The sequence below is a fragment of the Lacticaseibacillus manihotivorans DSM 13343 = JCM 12514 genome (genome assembly GCF_001435035.1).
GTDB classification, from domain to species: domain Bacteria; phylum Bacillota; class Bacilli; order Lactobacillales; family Lactobacillaceae; genus Lacticaseibacillus; species Lacticaseibacillus manihotivorans.
This window is the reverse complement of the sequence record NZ_AZEU01000114.1, coordinates 1-17,179: the sequence shown is the minus strand read 5'-3', so window position 1 is coordinate 17,179 and position 17,179 is coordinate 1. Positions and strand designations below refer to the sequence as shown.

Below are 17,179 nucleotides of genomic sequence, written 5' to 3'. Positions count from 1 at the left end.
CAGTTGACGCGGCTTTTGTATGCAGTGGAAAACAAAAAACACCCAACTTTAGCAGTTGAGTGTTACAGATCCCAAGTCACGTAATCGGTGCCGGGTTGAACAAGCAAATGTCATTGTAAATGCCATATTGTTCAGTGAATGGCTTGTCGGTGCCAGAGGCGACATTGAGAATCGTGTCACAAATTGATTCGCCCATATCTTCGATCGATGTGTCGTCGGTTAAAACTGAGCCGGTGTTGATATCGATGACATCAGGCCATTTTTCTTTAAGTTCATTACGGGTGCAGACTTTTAGCACTGGCAAAGCGGCTAGTCCGTAAGGCGTGCCGCGGCCGGTGACAAAGACTTGCAACGTCGCACCAGAGCACATTTGCATCGTGCCACAAACCAAATCGCTGGCAGGCGTGGCTGCAAAAATCATCCCATGCTTGGTTGGAATCCCACCAGGGGTGAGTACTTCTTTGACTTCCAAAGACCCAGATTTTGCAATCGAACCCATCGACTTTTCAACGATCGTCGACAAGCCGCCTTTTTTGTTGCCTGGGCTAGGGTTGCAGAGCGATCCACTTTGCCTTTAGCCAAATAGTTGTCATACCAAGACACTTGTTGTTTGAAGACATTGCAAGTTTCTGGGCTCGTGATGCGATTGGCGATAAATTCAACGCCATCGCGGACTTCAGACACTTCAGAAAACATGACTGTGGCGCCGGCTTTGACTAACATGTCAGCGGCATAGCCGACACTGGTATTGCCAGAAACGCCAGAAAAAGCATCTGAGCCGCCGCATTGCAACCCGATCAACAATTTATCAAGCGGCTGCTTGGTGCGTTTGCGTTCATTTAACTTGGCGAGTTTTTTATCTGCCATGTTAAAAATCGCATCGATCATGCCTTTAAAGCCGTGTTGCGCTTGTAAAATCACCAAATTATCTGGTGTGCATTGATCTTGCAACAACATTTGCGGGGTGAGTTTTTCACACCCGAGGCTGACACACATGATTTGACCACCAAAATTTGGATGATGTAACAAGTTGCGCAAGCCGTTGATCGGAATCTCAGCATTTTCCGCATTGATCGCCACACCGCAACCATATTGGTGGTTGATGGCGATGACATCATCAACGTTTGGATATTTTGCCATCAGTTGATTTTTGATTTTGACGATCGCAGCGTTGACGATCCCGATCACACATTGCACCGTGGTATGAATCGCCAAGATGTTCCGAGTCCCAGAATATTCTGAAAAGCTCGGGTCATTGGCATAACCCATAAAATATGGTGTTTTAGGTGCGCGAATATTTTCTGGTTCTTTAAAATCAGGATTGGCGCGCAATGCATCCAGTGCAGGACTTGGTGGCAACTTCAAACTGGTTTCGTTGATCCAAGAGCCTTTAGGAAAATCGTGCAATGCGTAACCGAGGACAACGCCATAACGGCGAATCGGTTCACCTTGTTTGATATCCGTTAAAGTGATCTTGTGCGATTGCGGAATGTCTTCTTGCAACACCAAATCATCGATGTTATCCACGTGGTCGCCTTTTTTGCCAGGTTCGACTAAAACTGCCACGTTATCTTGCGGTGTTAATTGGATGACTTTCACATGATCGCCCCTTTCTTTGTATTTACATGCACAAGTATAGCGCGTGTTGCGAGCTGTGAAAGGGCCTACATGCCAATTCAGTGCCTAGGAATCTCAATTTGATTGTGCGTTATACCAATTGTTTGTATTGAAACAGTACGACTTGACTGACGCTATTGTTGATAAATAAAGCTTTTTAGCGTTAACTGTGCGAATACAGCAATCTGACAGATCATCGGAAAAACTAGCCTGATAATTGTGAATTGTTACACGTAATACCAAATCGCCTGATTCTTTGCCGGAATTTTAGCTCAACGCATCTTATCTCAATATTAGCCAGCAGATATACTGGTTGTTGTAAAAAACGTTTACTGCAATTATATCCGCGCCATATTAGGAGGGAATTGCCTTGAGTTATCTCGCATTCATGGGCTTTGCGATGATGATCCTCATCACGGTCCTATTAATGAAACAAAAAGTCAGCACCATTTTTGCCTTTACGGTGGTGCCGATCGTCTTCGCCATTTTAGTTGGCGCTAGTGTCACTCAAATCGGCGGCTATGTCTCCAAAGGGATCTTGAAGACCTACGAAATCGCCTTGATGATGATGTTCTCCATGCCATACTTCACCTTGGTTTCAGATGCTGGGATGTTTGACTACATCGTTAAAGCCATTTTGAAGCGGGTGAAGTTGACCGCACCGATTATTTGCATGTTGACGGTGTTAGTCGCTTCGATTTGTGAACTCGATAGTTCCGTGTTATCCGTGTTCTTGATCACGGTGCCACTGATGTTGCCTTTATATAAGAAATTCAACATCGACTTGAAGATCCTGCCGTTTCTGTGCTCGGCTTCTGTCATTTTAATGACATCAAAGCCTTGGGACTCCCGGATGCTGCGGGCGGCGTCATTGACTTCCACAAAAAATGCTTCCACGGTATTGTTCATGCACATGCTCCCAGTGCAACTGATCGGCATGGTCGCGTTGTTCGCTTTTGCCGCCTACTTAGGCTGGCGTCAAATGAAGAATCGTACCGACAAAACTGAAATCGATCGCAATGAATTGTTAGCGATGATCAAAGATACAGAATTGTCCCGGCCAAAATTATTCATTCCTAACCTGTTGATGACGGCCATCGTGATTTTCGTGTTGGTCGCTTTCCCAGACATTCCACAATATTTCGTCTTTGCGGTCGGTTTGGTTTTAGCTTCGATGATGAACTATCCAGAAAAGAAGCTGCAAGGCAAACTTTTGCAGAAGTACTATTCCAAGCTCTGGCCAGTGACGCCAGCCGTGTTATTATCTGGGGTCGTTGTCGGGGTCATGCAATATTCTGGGATGCTGGATCAAATGGTCAAAGTCTTAATGATGGTCATTCCAGCGGCTATCGGGCCATGGGTCTACTTGATTTTGGCGATGTTAGCAACGCCATTGATGTTTATTTTCACCAACGATACTTGGTTCTACGCGCTGATCCCAATTGTTGCGGCTTTCTCCGCAAAATACGGCATCTCCACAGATGTGGTCATTGTGACCATGTTCATGAACTTCGGGGCCATGGTATCGCCAATTGCCCAACCACAAATTTATGTGGCGACGGATTTAACCGACCGGATGCCATTAGCCACCTATGTGAAGTTTAGCTTCTGGAAGTTATGGGGCATGAACATCGCTTGGACTGTAGTTGGTTTTGCTTTAGGTGTCTTTCGTTAAAAACTTGCGGCGGGCAGCCAAAATGTCCGCCGTTTTTGAATTCAGGAGGAAAAAAACATGCAACCCATCGTTAAAAGTATGACCGTCTATCCAGTGGCAGGCTATGATAGCATGACGCTGACGCTATCTGGTTGTCATGCGCCGTATTTCACTCGAAATATCGTGGTGTTGACTGATTCGCTGGGACACACTGGCATTGGTGAAATTCATGGTGGCGAATATACCAAGCAACAATTGGAAAGCTATATTCCTGAAGTCGTTGGCCGTTCAGTGGCAGATTATCGCCAAGTGGTCAATGATTTGCGTAAACTCAATGCACGTGCAAAGACCAATACTGGCGAAGGCATTCAAAGTCTCGACATTTCTCAGCTCAAGTTTGTGGTGCAATCTGAAACTGCTGTGGAGTGTGCGTTGATGGATCTACTGGGGCAATTCTTGGATCTTCCAGTGGCAGCATTGTTAGGGGATGGCATTCAGCGGCAAAGCGTGGAATTTTTAGGTTATCTATTTTACATCGAAGATACCAAAAAAACGGATCTGCCTTATTTATTGAATGATGACAACAGCGATGCCTGGGGACAAGTGCGGCGCTTGCCTGCTTTAACACCTGAAGCGATCGTCAAAGAAGCCCAAGCCGCACAAGCACGTTATGGCTTTCACAATTTTAAGTTGAAAGGTGGGGTATTAAAGCCAGAAATTGAAATGCAAACTGTCGTCGCCTTACATCAAGTGTTCCCAGATGCCCATATCAATATCGATCCCAATGGCGCTTGGTCGCGTGATGAAGCAATCGCGTTAGTCAATGCCAATAAAGATGCGATTACTTATATGGAAGATCCTTGTGGCCCAGAAAATGGGTATTCAGGCCGTGAAACCTTGTCTGAATTCAAACAAGCAACGCATGTCCCGGTGGCAACGAATATGATCGCCACGGATTGGCGTCAATTCCAACACGCTGCGGCGTTGAAGTCAGTGGATATCGTCTTGGCTGATCCGCATTTTTGGGGATTGAATGGCTCTATTCGCATGGCGCAGTTGCTTAATGATTGGGGGATGACTTGGGGCAGTCATTCGAATAATCATTTTGATATTACCTTGGCCACTTATGTGCAAGTCGCAGCGGCCGCGCCTGGTAATATCACGCCAGTGGACACTCACTACATCTGGCAAGATGGCCAAGGCTTGTTGGATGATGGTCCGAAAATTCGCAACGGTCAAGTCCCGTTGCCTGATAAACCAGGTCTTGGCGTGACGCTTAATATGGATCGCCTGCTGGCAGCAAACCGCTTGTATCAACAAATCGATCCGCGTTATTATGATCGTGATGATGCGCGGAGCATGCAATATTTGATCCCAAATTGGCAATATAACGCCAAAAAGCCTGCTTTGGTGCGCTGATCGGAGGAAAATCATGTCAAAACCTGCAATTGTGATCACTCGTGAATTAAAACCTGAGCATGTGGCCCAAATTCAAGCAGTAGCGCCTGGTTATCAGCTTTACACCCAATGGGAGCATCCAGTCCCAGATGCTGCTTTAGCTGATGTGGAAATTATTTTAGGCGGGGATGGTCCGCTGACCCACCGCATTCTCAATACCCCTAAGTCACGATTGAAGTTTGTGGCAGCACACTCTGCAGGCATTGATTATTTGAATTTGGCTGAGCTGCAATCGCATCATGTTTTATTGAGCAATGCGTCAGGACTGCACACTGAATGGATCGCAGAATATGTGATCGGCGCAATTTTACGCCGGGTTCGCGCATTGGATGAAGCCGAAGTCGCACAACGCGAGCACCGCTGGCAACATCAAGTTGACTACAGTGGGTTAGCTGAAAAACAAGTGCTGATCGTCGGGGCTGGGCGCGTCGGTTCCCAGCTGGCGACGCTACTGCAAGCTTTTGGTGCCCATACCATCGGCGTCAACCGCAAAGGTCGAGCCCTTGCAGGGTTTGATCGAATGGTCGCCACAGCTGAAATTGCCTCTGTGTTAGGCCGAGCAGATATTATCGTTGATTTGTTACCACTGACACCAGAGACTGCAGGATTTTTTGATGCCGATAAGTTTGCGGCAATGAAAGCTGGCGTTCAGTTTATCAATTGCGGTCGCGGGAAAACAGTAGTTACAGCCGCTTTGATCCAAGCCGTTAAAAATGGTCAAATCGGATCCACAGTCTTAGATGTGTTCGAAGCAGAACCCTTACCAGCAGATTCACCTTTATGGGATTTGCCCAATACCTTGATCACCAGCCATATTGCTGGCCAAGTCCCACACTTTAAAACGGTGATCACCAAGTTGTATTTAGAGAACTTACAAGCTTATCTCAAAACAGGGCAATTGGCGACACATGTCGTTGATTATGCCAACGGGTTTTAAATGTGAAACCCATCGTGAAAAGATCTCAAAAAAGTTGCCGTGATGCGGCAACTTTTTTTGTGGGTGGGCGTTTAATGACCGCTTCTGATTGATGTGGATGAGACAGATTTATGTAGCTGTTTGATTGCCAATATTCACAGAACATCATCCACATTCACATCATCAAGTTGTTGAATTAGCCAAAATACACAATCAAAAGCGGATTGTATCGGCTTTCAATTGTTCGCGAGTACAATTTTCAGCAAATTTGTGAAATTCTCTTGAACAAGTTGCGCGATGAGCTATGATATAAGTGTAAACAAACTGTATCACTCAACCTGAGAGGAAACGTTCATCATGAAAAAGCTTTATACGATTATCTTAACGGCATTGGCAGCTGCTTTATTAGCTACTTACGGCGTGATCACGGTCAAGGCCAACACGACAGCCACTACGGATCCAACCATTCAAAAAGTCGAACAAGATGCTTTTTACACCAATACTGCTAACACCGCCTCAAGCAAGGACACGTTAAATGTGCTGCGCTTCAGTGGCAATCAAATGGTGATTGCTGACTTGTTTGTTGGCAATGGTCACGCGGATGCGACTCTTACCACCAGCTACACTGTTAAAGGCCACACTTTGATCGCAGATTCATTACCAAGTGGTGTCAGTGCTTATACGGTCACGATTGCCAATCATGGTCGCAAGGTCACGGTCAGTGAAACCAAAAATGGCATCACTCGTACTCGAGTTGGCTACTCCAACCAAGCGGTACAAAATCAATTGACCCAAAACGACTAATCTAAAAAGTGCTTTGTGTGATCACTGGATCGCACGAAGCACTTTTTTATGGTTGCGCATGTTTGAACTGGTTGAAATCATCCAGCTTGAATGCCAGATACAACACCACAAAATCTTTCAAGTTGCGAGGATTGAATCCGGTGACGGTGTGAATGTGGTTGAGGTGGTTTTGAAAGGTATTTTTGTGAATGTATAAGGTTTCGGCACCGTGAATGATGCTGCCGTTGTTGTCGACATAGGCCTTGAGCACCGCTTTAAATTGAGGGAGATCCGCTTTTGGAATCTTAGTCAGAATGTGGGTCAAGAAATCCTGACTGATTTGATCCGGCAAGCCGGTTAGCAACAATTGCAAGTCGAGTTGTTCGTAGCGTTTGATTTCAGGTGATTGCGTGAAGAGCAGCCAGGATAGTGCGGCTTGGGCTTCATGATAACTATGCCAGTAGTCATCACAGTTGGCATACACTTGACCGACGCCAATGGCAAAATCGGTGTGATTACTGTGAACTAAGGCGCTTTGCAACTGCTGCAATAAATGGTCGGTGACAGTTGCTGGTAAGTCTGGCAGAAAAATGCAAACGGTACCATTTGTTAACGCGAAAAAACTATCGGGATAAACACTTAAATATTGTCGCAAAGCGGCTTCGGAGTCTGGATCGATGGCCGCATTGGTGAGATTTTTGGCAATCGCGATGCGCCGAGGGATATCTGGCGTCACTTCCAGTACCGAAAATAAATAATCGACTAAGGAGTGGTCATGAGTTTGCGAAATCAGTTGGATCACCAGTGAGTTGAAATTAGCTTGCCGCGTGTAAGTGGTCATTTTGCTCCAATTTTCACGGATCAAGATTTCAGTCATTTTCTTGATGATGTTGCCAAGTGGGGCGACTTCATCAGGATCGCCAGTGATCCCGATCACTGCCACCACGGAATCATTGAATAAAACCGGTAAGTTGGTGCCTTTGCGAGCACCGTGGAATTCATCATCTGAGGAGATGATCACCGGCTCATGTGAACGAATAACTTGATACGCGCCATCATGAAAGGTGCCGACGCGTTTGGTATCGGTACTAGCAATGATGGTGCCAGTGGTATCGAATAAATTAATTTCGTGATGAATGATGTCTTTGAGACTGTCTACAATGGCATTTGCGACTTTTGGTTCTAATTGCATGCGATTTCATCCCTTTCGCCAATAATATAGCACAAAGTCGAAAATGGTACAAAGAACATTTTTTGCTGGGAATATGATTCAGAACTCGTGTCACAGAATATTCATTTTGCGCATTACTGCACATATACTTAAGCCATAGTTTAAAAGCGCTTACGCAAATTGGAGGTCATCATATGTCAGTGCCAACCATCACCAAAATGGAAGTCGTACCAGTTGCTGGATACGATAGCATGTTATTGAACTTATCTGGGGCGCACGGCCCATATTTCACCCGCAACATCGTGGTGTTAACCGATTCTGAAGGCAATGAAGGCATCGGCGAAGTGCCAGGTGGTGAAAAAATCACCAGCACCCTTGAAGCTGTCAAGCCATTAGTGATCGGCCGTAGCCTTGGGGAATACAAGCAAATTGTTCAAGATATTCACAATCGCTATGCCGGGTTAGATGAAGGCGGGCGCGGGGATCAAACTTTTGATCTGCGGACGACAGTACATGTGATGACTGCCGTTGAAACTCCATTGCTTGACTTGCTGGGTAAGCATTTCGGCGTGCCGGTCGCAGCGCTTTTAGGCGATGGTCAAGTTCGCGATCACGTGAAATTCTTAGGTTATCTGTTTTATGTCGGAGACAAATCAAAAACTGATCTGCCATACTTAGACGGTGATGATGATTCTGATGACTGGGGTCGCTTACGTCGCCAACCGGCTTTAACACCAGAAGCCATCGTGAAGTTAGCCAAAGCCGCTCATGCGCGTTATGGTTTTGAAGATTTCAAACTTAAAGGTGGCGTTTTTGAAGGGAAACAAGAAATTGAAGCCATCAAAGCGTTGAAAGCTGAATTTCCTCATGCGCGCATCACCCTTGATCCCAACGGTTCTTGGTCATTGAATGAAGCCGTTGATTTATGCAAAGACATGCACGGCATTTTAACTTATGTGGAAGATCCTTGCGGGGCGGAAGGGCGCTTCTCAGGTCGTGAAGTGATGGCTGAATTCCATCGCCAAACTGATTTACCGACTGCCACGAATATGATCGCCACTGACTGGCGTGAAATGAAAGCCGCATTGCGCTTGGATTCAGTATCAATTCCGTTAGCTGATCCGCATTTTTGGACCATGCAAGGTTCTGTTCGCGTCGCGCAGTTGTGCCACGATTTGGATCTCACTTGGGGCGTGCACTCCAATAACCACTTTGATATTTCCTTGGCAATGGTGGCCAACGCCGCCGCTGCCGCGCCTGGTCGCGTCAATGCCGCCGATACGCATTGGATCTGGCAAGATGGACAAGGCTTGTGCGAAAAGAGTCCCCAAATTGTCGGAGGCGAAATTGCCGTACCACGCAATGGCGTAGGCTTAGGCATCACCTTGGATCACGAAAAACTCGCCGCAGCGCACAAGTTGTATGTTGAACATGCTTTAGGCGGACGTAATGATGCCAAGCAAATGCAATACTTAATTCCAGGTTGGCAATTTGATGCCAAGCGGCCAGCGATGGTTCGTTAAGGAGAAAACCATGACAAAATTTGATACCACAAACATTAAAGGCGTTTTGGTTCCAATTTTGACGCCAGTTGACGCTGATGAAAATATCGATATTCCCAAGCTTAAATGGATGACACGGCATGTGATCGACGGCGGCATCGATGGCATCTTAGCCTTTGGGAGCAATTCTGAATTCTACATGTTCTCAGATGACGAAATGCTTGAAGCGACGCAAGCCATTTTGGATGAAGCCAAAGGCCAAGTGCCCGTATACTTTGGGATCGGTCATATTCGCACTAAACAAGCCATTGCTTTAGCCAAGCGGGCGGCCAAATTGGACATCGAAGCCATCAGTGTATTGCAACCGATGTTCATTCAACCGACGGAAACCGCTTTGTATCATCATTTCAAGGCCATTGCCGAAGCGGTCCCTGACACTAAAATGCTACTTTATAGCAATCCTGGACGCACTGGGTATACGATGAGTGATGACTTGATCGTCAACTTAGCCCATGACGTTGACAATATCGTCGGCATCAAAGAATCTAGTGGTAATGTGACGAAACTGGAAGAATTGGTTCGCCGCACACAAGATATCGACTTTAAAGCTTTCGCCGGCAAAGATACAATCGTGTTCCCAGGTTTGGCGATCGGGGCTGCCGGAGCGGTTTGCTCAACTGCTAATATGTACACCGAGCTGGTTTGTGGGATCTATGACAAGTTCCAAGCCGGTGATTTGGCTGGGGCGTTAGCAGATCAGTTCAAACTCAACCCAATTCGCAATTCTCAAGATGCTGCCAGTTTCCCAGCGGCCACTAAAGATATGGCTAACTTAATGGGGATGGACGTTGGCCCAAGCGTATTGCCTACGGAAGCGACAACGGGTCCAGTGCTTGAAAAAATGAAGCAAGCCATGCGTGATGGTGGCTATTTGAAATAGACAAAGGAGGCATCGACATGGCACAAGCGTTGCATATCGTTGTCGCAATTGATTCATTTAAAGGTAGCGCCACGAGCATGCAAGCGGCTACTTGGGTCGCTGATGGGATCCATCGTGTTGATGCCCAAGCGCAAATTACCAAAGTTCCAATCGCAGATGGTGGTGAAGGCACTGTTGAGGCGTTGACTTCAGCTCTAGGGGGCAAAAAGGTTTCGCAAATGGTGACGGGTCCTTTGGGCGATCAGGTGCAAGCGACTTTTGGCTTGTTGGATGACACCACAGCTGTGATCGAAATGGCCCAAGCCAGTGGGCTGAATTTGACTGATGCCTTGCCTGATGATGCCTTGCGCGCCTCGACTTATGGCGTTGGGGAACTGATTAAAGGCGCAATGGACGCCGGCGCCAAAACCATTTATTTAGGATTAGGGGGTTCAGCCACAACTGATGGTGGCGTGGGCATGGCCAAAGCCTTAGGGGCAAGATTTTATACTGAGCGAGGGACACCGATTGCTTGTGGGGCGCAAGGCTTGGCGCAACTGAATTGCATTGATGTGAGCCAACTGGATGCCAGACTGGCGCAAGTGAGCATCAAGATTTTATCGGATGTCACCAATCCGTTATGTGGTCCTGAAGGCGCAGCAGCGATATATGGACCGCAAAAGGGACTCACCAGAGAACAGATCCCGATTGTCGATGGTTGGCTGAAGCATTTAGGCGACTTGCTGGAACAAGCAACTGGCCGTGCGGTCGCTGGTCAACCTGGGGCTGGCGCTGCCGGTGGCTTAGGGGCAGGGCTTTTGGCCTTTACCTATGCCAAGGTGTATCGCGGGATCGAAGAGATTTTACGAATGGTGCACTTAGATGAAGCACTCGCTCAAGCAGACCTGGTGATCACAGGTGAAGGCCGGATGGATGCGCAATCCTTGAATGGGAAAGCCCCGATCGGCATTGCCAAGGCTGCCAAACAATACGGTTTGCCAGTGGTTGCTTTAGTCGGTGCGCGAAGTGACGACTTAGGTCCAGTGTATCAAGCCGGCATCGATGCGGTATGGGCGATCATGAATCATCCCCAGACTTTGGCAGAGGCGATTCAAACGGTTCAAACCAATTTAACCACTGCAGGGGAAACTGCAGTGCGAGCATTTTTAATGACGCAAACAAAAGGAGATTAATTATTATGGCTGATTATAAAGTAGGTATTGTTGGACTTGGGATCATGGGCAAGCCCATGGCGAAAAATGTATTAAAGGCTGGTTATGGGGTCGTGGCTTTTGACTTCAACCAAGATGCAGTTGACGAGTTAGTCGCAGCTGGTGCTGAACGCGGGGACAGCGGTAAAGATGTCGCTGAAAAGACCCAAGTGGTTGTCACGATGTTGCCAAACTCTCCTAACGTTGAAGCCGCATTGTTTGCTGACAATGGGATCGTCAGTGGGTTAACAGCTGGCAAAGCGGTCATCGACATGTCCTCGATCGCACCAAAAGCGTCACAATCTTTTGCTAAGCGTTTAGGCGAGTTAGGCGTTGAATTCTTGGATGCCCCAGTTTCTGGTGGCGAACCTAAAGCCATCGATGGCTCGATTGCCATTATGGTCGGCGGCCCACAGGCTACCTTTGATAAGTACAAGGCTTTGCTTGAAACCATGGGTGGGGATGTGAACTTGGTTGATACGGTACCTGGTGCTGGTAATATCACCAAGTTAGCCAACCAAATGATCGTGGCGATCAACATCGCCGCAATTTCTGAAGCTTACTCTTTGGCTAAAAAAGCTGGCGTTGATCCATCTTCTGTTTACCAAGCCATCCGCACTGGTTTAGCCGGTTCTGTGGTGATGGATCAAAAGTCCAACAAGATCTTCTCTGGTGACTTCAAACCAGGGTTCCGGGTTGAATTACACATCAAGGATCTGCAAAACGCCTTAGACACCGCCCATGACATCAACGTTTCCACGCCATTTACGGCTGAGGCGATGGAAGTCTTGCAATCCCTTAAAGCCCATGGTCATGAAAAAGAAGATCACTCGGCCATTGCGGAATACTATGAAAACATCAACAATTTGAAGTTACAATAAACCCACATTTCAAAGTCCGTAGCTTTGAAATAACCTTGTCTGCCATGTGACAGGTTTACATCAAACGACGATCAGTTGCCAGCTGACCGTCGTTTTGTTTGGTTTCAGCAAGTGGTACAATTATATTTATCATTTTTCAGAAAGAAGCCGTCATCATGCCGACCCAAAAGAAACTGTTCACGAAAGACACGATTTTGATCTTGCTCGGAAGCTTTTGTTATATGTCCAACTCCATGTTGGTCAATCCCTTGATCGTCGGGTTCACCACCAGCCTTGGCGAATCTGCCGCAGTCGCTGGGGTGATCGCCGCCGTGATGAACATCACCAGTTTGTTGTTTCGGCCATTTGCCGGCCAACTTACTGACCGCTTGTCCAAGTTTACCTTAGCGTTAACTGGGGGTATCTTGTTGTTGATCGCAGGTATCGGCTACGCCATCGCGACGGCAGGGTGGATGATCGCGATCGTCCGGGTGATCAACGGGTTGGGTTTTGCGCTTTGCTCTGTGTGCATGGCCACTTGGTTATCAGGACTTCTGCCACGGGATCGTATCGGCGCCGGGATGGGCTATTATGGCATGATGAATGCGTTAGGCATGGCGATCGCGCCAGCTTTTGGGATTTTTATTTATCAACATTTCAATTATCGCCTAGCCTTTATCGGCGCCGCCGTTTTATCGTTGGCGATGATCATTATGATTCAGTTTATTGGTGATCATGGTCAACCGCGTAAAGTCGTTGGCGCGCCAAAGCCTCAGAAAATGCGCATCGTGCAACCTAAAGTCGTGCCGATCGCATTGATCATCATGTTATTGTCGATTCCTTATTTTGCCACGCAAGCTTATTTAGTGGAATATGTGGCCAGTCGGCATTTACATGTGATGGTCGGCAGTTTCTTTTTGATCTATGCGGCTATCCTGTTGGCGATGCGGTTAGGGCTTAAAGACTACTTCGATCGCTTACCCTTTAAATATTTCTTGGCCGCAGGTGTGTTGGCCAATTTAATTGGGATGCTGGGGATGACGTATCTAGTGAATAACTGGATGATGATCGTGGCAGCCTTTGGTTTAGCTGGCGGCTACGGTGTGATGTATTCCGTTTGCCAAGCGACCAGTTTGTTAGTCGCGCCGTTAAATGAACAAGGCCTGGCCAACTCCACATTTTATATCGGCATGGATGCGGGGATGGTGTTAGGCCCGATCATTGGTGGGTTGCTGTTTGGCGGCGTTGCTCACACGTTGTTTTATCCCATTTTATTGTTGACGTTGCCGTTGGTAGGTGTTGTGTATTTGGTATTTCGACAACAACTAGCGCAACAGTAAAAATTTGTGTTAAGATAGAATCGTCTCGAGGGAGGCTCAGACATCAACCGGTCTGGCCGAGACACACAAATTCCGTGAATGCGTCCGATTTTGCGCGAGAAGCGGAAGGAGACAGGCATGCGCAATTGCTGCGGTGCCTGTTTTTTTGGCTTAAATTTGCCAGATCAGCTCAATGTGTTACACTACCTTCATCGAAAAGGAGGCTAACGTTTGAAATTTAAAACCCGCTTCTTATTGATCTTGTTGATTTTTGCCGGCATCTTTGCTTGGCGTTATGGCGTTTTTCCGCAATTACCGCAACCCAGTGCGCCAGCGATATCGGCTAGTCAAACTAGCAGTGAATCGACGACCTCTGCTCATGTGACGGCCACGCCAGTTGAATCCATCGTGTCCGGCAAAAGTCTGTCGTCAACTTATCATTATCAGTTTCAAAAAGGCTTGTCGACGGCCAACCAAACACTGTTTAAGCAAGCTATCGCCGCATACAATCGCACCGGCCTTGTGAAGTTGATTGCAGGCACCAGCAAAAATGGCAATACGTTGACTTTAGGCAGTTATTCAAAACCCATGCCGGCATCGGCGCAAACCTTTGAGCTTGGCCATGGTGGTCCCCAAATTACTGAGACTTGGTCCGCTTTAGGCACGAGCGTGGTCAATCATGCCAGTGCGCAATTCAATGTGGCTTATCAATCACGCCTGTCTGTAGCCGTAGCGATGCACGAACTCGGTCATGCATTAGGCTTGGATCATTCAACCAGCAAAACCTCGGTCATGTATCCTGTGGATCAAGGGGTCAGCCAGCTTTCCGCAGAGGATTTGGCCGGCTTGAAAAAAATTTATGAGTCAAAAAAATAACGGTCAAGTTGGCCGTTATTTTTGCGTTTATGCCGTTTTCAGCCAAGGATCGAGTTTGGCTGCTCCAAATTGGAGATACTGTCCTAGTAAGATCCGCGCACAAGCATAACTATCTTCTAAAGCGTTATGGTGATGTTCCAGTGGAATTTGCATCGCCGCACTGACGGTGTTGAGCTTGTAGTTGACCAATCCTGGTAACAAAGCCCGCGAAGTTTTAACCGTGTCGATCACTTGATAATGTGGAATCGGCATCCCATAGCGTTCCAAACTGCGCTTTAAGACGGACACATCAAAAGGTGAATTGTGGGCCGTCACAATGGAAGTTGGGGTGAAAAAGTTTTGAATGTGCGGCCAAAGTTCTGGGAAAGTCGGCGCGTCTGCGACTTGGTCAGGCGTAATGCCGTGCACATCAATATTGCGCCGGCTGAAAGGGACTTCCGGGTTGATCAATGAGTAAAAGGCATCGACGATTTTGGTTTCTTTGACCACTACCAAGGCTACCGAACACGCAGAAGCGCGCTGGGCATTAGCAGTTTCATAATCCATGGCAATAAAATCCATTTTGACTCCTATAATAAACCGTCCACAACCAGTTCAACTGGACAGTGGTCTGACCCGAGGATCTCGTTGTGGATCTTAGCATCTTGCATGAACGGCACAAAGTCAGTGCTGCCGACGAAATAATCGATCCGCCACCCAGCATTGCGGGAGCGAGCCCCGAAACGGTAACTCCACCAAGAGTAGATATCAGCTTGATCGGGGTAAAAATGGCGAAACGAGTCGACAAACCCATTGTCCAGTTGGGTGGTGAAGTCGTTGCGTTCTTCATCGGTGAAGCCGGCGTTGTGGTGATTGGAGGTAGGATTTTTTAAATCGATCGGCTTGTGGGCGACGTTTAAATCCCCACAATAAACCAATGGCTTTTTTGCGGCTAAGGCTTTGGTGTAAGCCAAGAACGCTTTATCCCAACCTTGCCGAAATTCCAGGCGCTTGAGTTCACTGCCGGAATTTGGGGTGTAAACCGTAATTAAGTAAAACTTAGGATATTCCAGCGTGATCACGCGACCTTCCGTGTCAAACTCAGGCACCCCAATGCCGTAAGTCACGTTGAGGGGTTCATGTTTGGTTAAAATCGCAGTGCCGGAGTAGCCTTTGCGCTCAGCATAGTTGAAGTATTGATGATAGCCTGGCAAGTCTAATGTGGTTTGGCCGGCTTGCATTTTCGTTTCTTGCAAGCAGAACCAATCGGCATCTAAGGCTTTGAAGCTGGTTTCAAAATCATGTTTCAACACGGCCCGCAAGCCGTTGACATTCCAAGAAATCATTTTCATAATTATCACTCCAATCGCTACTATTCTACTAAAGATTCTCACTGCCGACAAATGTGTTAAACTTAATGAGATTTCCAAAACGAAAGGACTGTTGAGCTGTGGCGGCATCCACATTAGATCAAATCGAGTTGTTACATGATGAACCTTTGAGCCACTATACGTTTACGAAAACTGGCGGTCCCGCTGATTTACTGGCGTTTCCAAAATCGATTGCTGAGATCCAACAGTTACTGGCTTACGCCAAAGAAAATGACTTACCCTTGACCTTTATCGGCAATGCTTCCAACTTGATCGTCAAAGATGGTGGCATTCGTGGGTTAGTCATTATCTTAACGGCGATGAAAAAAATTGAGGCGCATGGTAATTTGGTCACCGCAGACGCTGGCGCGCGCTTGATCGACACGACTGAAGCCGCTTATCAAGCCGGATTAACGGGGATGGAGTTTGCTGCCGGGATCCCAGGTTCTGTCGGCGGTGCCGTCTTTATGAATGCTGGCGCATATGGCGGTGAAGTCAAAGATTGCCTGCAATCAGCGACTGTGTTGACGCGTGCTGGTGAATTGAAAACTTATGCCAATGCGGACATGAATTTCTCGTATCGGCATTCTTTGGTGCAAACCAATGGCGATATCGTCGTGAGCGCGACGTTCAGCTTGCAACCAGGCGACCCTGTTGCGATTCGTGAGCAAATGGACAATTTAAATGCGCAGCGTGCTGCAAAGCAACCGTTGGAATATCCATCATGTGGTTCAGTGTTCAAACGGCCGGTGGGGCATTTTGTTGGCCCGATGATTCAAAAAGCAGGTTTGCAAGGCCACATCATCGGCGGTGCCCAAATTTCGATGAAACACGCCGGCTTCATCGTCAACTTAGGCGGGGCGACGGCGACAGATTATCTGGATATGATCCATTATGTGCAAAAACACGTTGCTGAAAAATTCAACGTTCAGTTGGAGCCTGAAGTGCGGATTATCGGCGAAGATGTGAAGTAAAATTACGGCCAGTCAAAGATGACTGGCTATTTTTTTGCCTTCTTTTTGGTGTCAACCAATACTTTAAGCATCTTTGATAATTCCTATAATTCCTGACAAAAACAAATTGACAGGACACGAAACAAATTTAAAATAGCGTTTGCATTTTTGCTTGGCTTGTGATATTTTCTTAGTTAGGGAGGTGAAGCGCTTAGGCCGAGCGTTTCGGTATACCTTTTGACAAGCGGCAGTGCTTGTCTTCCGAGTGAGACAGATCCACAAACATTCAGCACTAGCTTAATGCTTGGCCTCACGACGCATAGTATCGATGCTGATCTCGAATGTGAGATCGATGCAAGCACGGATGATTCGCCTCATGGTGACATGGGAAGCAAGCTGATTTGGCAAGGCGATGCCGGCGCCAGTAAGTTGAGTAGAGGCATCAACCAAATCCCTTGAATGTGTGTGCAGACCGAACCTTAATTTAAAATCGTTGAACTGCGAAGGTCCACGAAATTCAGTCGAGTTTCGTGGATTTTTCTACCGTTAGTCAAGTACTAATCTTGATTTAACGGTATTTTCTTTGCCCTT

14 protein-coding genes and 1 pseudogene are annotated in these 17,179 nt (G+C 47.1%); 11 read left to right on the top strand and 4 right to left on the bottom strand.

Going from position 1 to position 17,179, the window contains the following annotated elements; genetic code table 11:
* Positions 1–76 precede the first annotated feature (76 nt).
* A pseudogene (locus tag FD01_RS06115) lies at positions 77–1,527 on the bottom strand (UxaA family hydrolase).
* A gap of 460 nt (positions 1,528–1,987) precedes the next feature.
* On the opposite strand from FD01_RS06115, the gene FD01_RS06110 reads away from it, so the two are divergent.
* From FD01_RS06110 to FD01_RS06095, 4 genes are all read left to right on the top strand, one after another.
* Positions 1,988–3,292, top strand: a complete 1,305-nt coding sequence (locus FD01_RS06110; RefSeq protein ID WP_056963230.1) for an SLC13 family permease — start codon at positions 1,988–1,990, stop codon at positions 3,290–3,292.
* A 57-nt stretch (positions 3,293–3,349) separates the two neighbouring features.
* Positions 3,350–4,690: an enolase C-terminal domain-like protein gene (locus tag FD01_RS06105; protein WP_056963229.1), complete on the top strand. Its 1,341-nt coding sequence runs from the start codon at positions 3,350–3,352 to the stop codon at positions 4,688–4,690.
* 13 nt (positions 4,691–4,703) lie between these two features.
* Complete coding sequence (locus FD01_RS06100; protein WP_056963227.1) at positions 4,704–5,666, top strand: NAD(P)-dependent oxidoreductase; 963 nt, start codon at positions 4,704–4,706, stop codon at positions 5,664–5,666.
* A 336-nt stretch (positions 5,667–6,002) separates the two neighbouring features.
* Positions 6,003–6,449, top strand: coding sequence for a hypothetical protein (locus FD01_RS06095; RefSeq protein ID WP_054715775.1), 447 nt, complete (start codon positions 6,003–6,005; stop codon positions 6,447–6,449).
* 46 nt (positions 6,450–6,495) lie between these two features.
* Here FD01_RS06095 and FD01_RS06090 read toward each other — a convergent pair whose 3' ends face one another.
* Entirely contained in the window at positions 6,496–7,620 is a 1,125-nt protein-coding gene (locus FD01_RS06090) for a CdaR family transcriptional regulator (RefSeq protein WP_054715777.1), read from the bottom strand.
* 173 nt (positions 7,621–7,793) lie between these two features.
* Between FD01_RS06090 and FD01_RS06085 the strand changes: the two genes are divergently transcribed.
* The 6 genes from FD01_RS06085 (at position 7,794) to FD01_RS06060 (ending at position 14,286) form a co-directional block, all read left to right on the top strand.
* Positions 7,794–9,122, top strand: coding sequence for an enolase C-terminal domain-like protein (locus tag FD01_RS06085; RefSeq protein WP_056963225.1), 1,329 nt, complete (start codon positions 7,794–7,796; stop codon positions 9,120–9,122).
* Between the two features lie 10 nt (positions 9,123–9,132).
* Entirely contained in the window at positions 9,133–10,041 is a 909-nt protein-coding gene (locus tag FD01_RS06080; protein ID WP_056963223.1) for a dihydrodipicolinate synthase family protein, read from the top strand.
* Between the two features lie 17 nt (positions 10,042–10,058).
* Positions 10,059–11,213: a glycerate kinase gene (locus FD01_RS06075; RefSeq protein WP_056963221.1), complete on the top strand. Its 1,155-nt coding sequence runs from the start codon at positions 10,059–10,061 to the stop codon at positions 11,211–11,213.
* 5 nt (positions 11,214–11,218) lie between these two features.
* The gene (gene garR, locus FD01_RS06070) at positions 11,219–12,112 is read left to right on the top strand and encodes a 2-hydroxy-3-oxopropionate reductase (protein ID WP_056963219.1); all 894 of its coding nucleotides are present in this window, start codon (positions 11,219–11,221) and stop codon (positions 12,110–12,112) included.
* A gap of 155 nt (positions 12,113–12,267) precedes the next feature.
* Entirely contained in the window at positions 12,268–13,431 is a 1,164-nt protein-coding gene (locus FD01_RS06065) for an MFS transporter (protein ID WP_152164775.1), read from the top strand.
* Positions 13,432–13,641: 210 nt separating this feature from the next.
* Positions 13,642–14,286, top strand: coding sequence for a matrixin family metalloprotease (locus FD01_RS06060; RefSeq protein ID WP_082611714.1), 645 nt, complete (start codon positions 13,642–13,644; stop codon positions 14,284–14,286).
* Between the two features lie 27 nt (positions 14,287–14,313).
* Here FD01_RS06060 and FD01_RS06055 read toward each other — a convergent pair whose 3' ends face one another.
* On the bottom strand, positions 14,314–14,847 hold the full coding sequence (locus FD01_RS06055) for a 3'-5' exonuclease (RefSeq protein WP_054715780.1): 534 nt from the start codon (positions 14,845–14,847) through the stop codon (positions 14,314–14,316).
* Positions 14,848–14,855: 8 nt separating this feature from the next.
* On the bottom strand, positions 14,856–15,617 hold the full coding sequence (locus FD01_RS06050) for an exodeoxyribonuclease III (RefSeq protein ID WP_056963217.1): 762 nt from the start codon (positions 15,615–15,617) through the stop codon (positions 14,856–14,858).
* Positions 15,618–15,715: 98 nt separating this feature from the next.
* Between FD01_RS06050 and murB the strand changes: the two genes are divergently transcribed.
* Positions 15,716–16,609: a UDP-N-acetylmuramate dehydrogenase gene (gene murB / locus FD01_RS06045; RefSeq protein ID WP_225436166.1), complete on the top strand. Its 894-nt coding sequence runs from the start codon at positions 15,716–15,718 to the stop codon at positions 16,607–16,609.
* The last annotated feature ends 570 nt before the right edge of the window (positions 16,610–17,179 follow it).

What these genes read in the sequence shown, in the direction of transcription:
- FD01_RS06080 (WP_056963223.1), top strand. Translation starts at nt 9,133, where the DNA reads ATGACAAAATTTGATACCACAAACATTAAAGGCGTTTTGGTTCCAATT.
- FD01_RS06065 (WP_152164775.1), top strand. Translation starts at nt 12,268, where the DNA reads ATGCCGACCCAAAAGAAACTGTTCACGAAAGACACGATTTTGATCTTG.
- FD01_RS06085 (WP_056963225.1), top strand. Translation starts at nt 7,794, where the DNA reads ATGTCAGTGCCAACCATCACCAAAATGGAAGTCGTACCAGTTGCTGGA.
- FD01_RS06100 (WP_056963227.1), top strand. Translation starts at nt 4,704, where the DNA reads ATGTCAAAACCTGCAATTGTGATCACTCGTGAATTAAAACCTGAGCAT.
- FD01_RS06050 (WP_056963217.1), bottom strand. Translation starts at nt 15,617, where the DNA reads ATGAAAATGATTTCTTGGAATGTCAACGGCTTGCGGGCCGTGTTGAAA.
- FD01_RS06075 (WP_056963221.1), top strand. Translation starts at nt 10,059, where the DNA reads ATGGCACAAGCGTTGCATATCGTTGTCGCAATTGATTCATTTAAAGGT.
- FD01_RS06090 (WP_054715777.1), bottom strand. Translation starts at nt 7,620, where the DNA reads ATGCAATTAGAACCAAAAGTCGCAAATGCCATTGTAGACAGTCTCAAA.
- garR (WP_056963219.1), top strand. Translation starts at nt 11,219, where the DNA reads ATGGCTGATTATAAAGTAGGTATTGTTGGACTTGGGATCATGGGCAAG.
- FD01_RS06095 (WP_054715775.1), top strand. Translation starts at nt 6,003, where the DNA reads ATGAAAAAGCTTTATACGATTATCTTAACGGCATTGGCAGCTGCTTTA.
- FD01_RS06055 (WP_054715780.1), bottom strand. Translation starts at nt 14,847, where the DNA reads ATGGATTTTATTGCCATGGATTATGAAACTGCTAATGCCCAGCGCGCT.
- FD01_RS06105 (WP_056963229.1), top strand. Translation starts at nt 3,350, where the DNA reads ATGCAACCCATCGTTAAAAGTATGACCGTCTATCCAGTGGCAGGCTAT.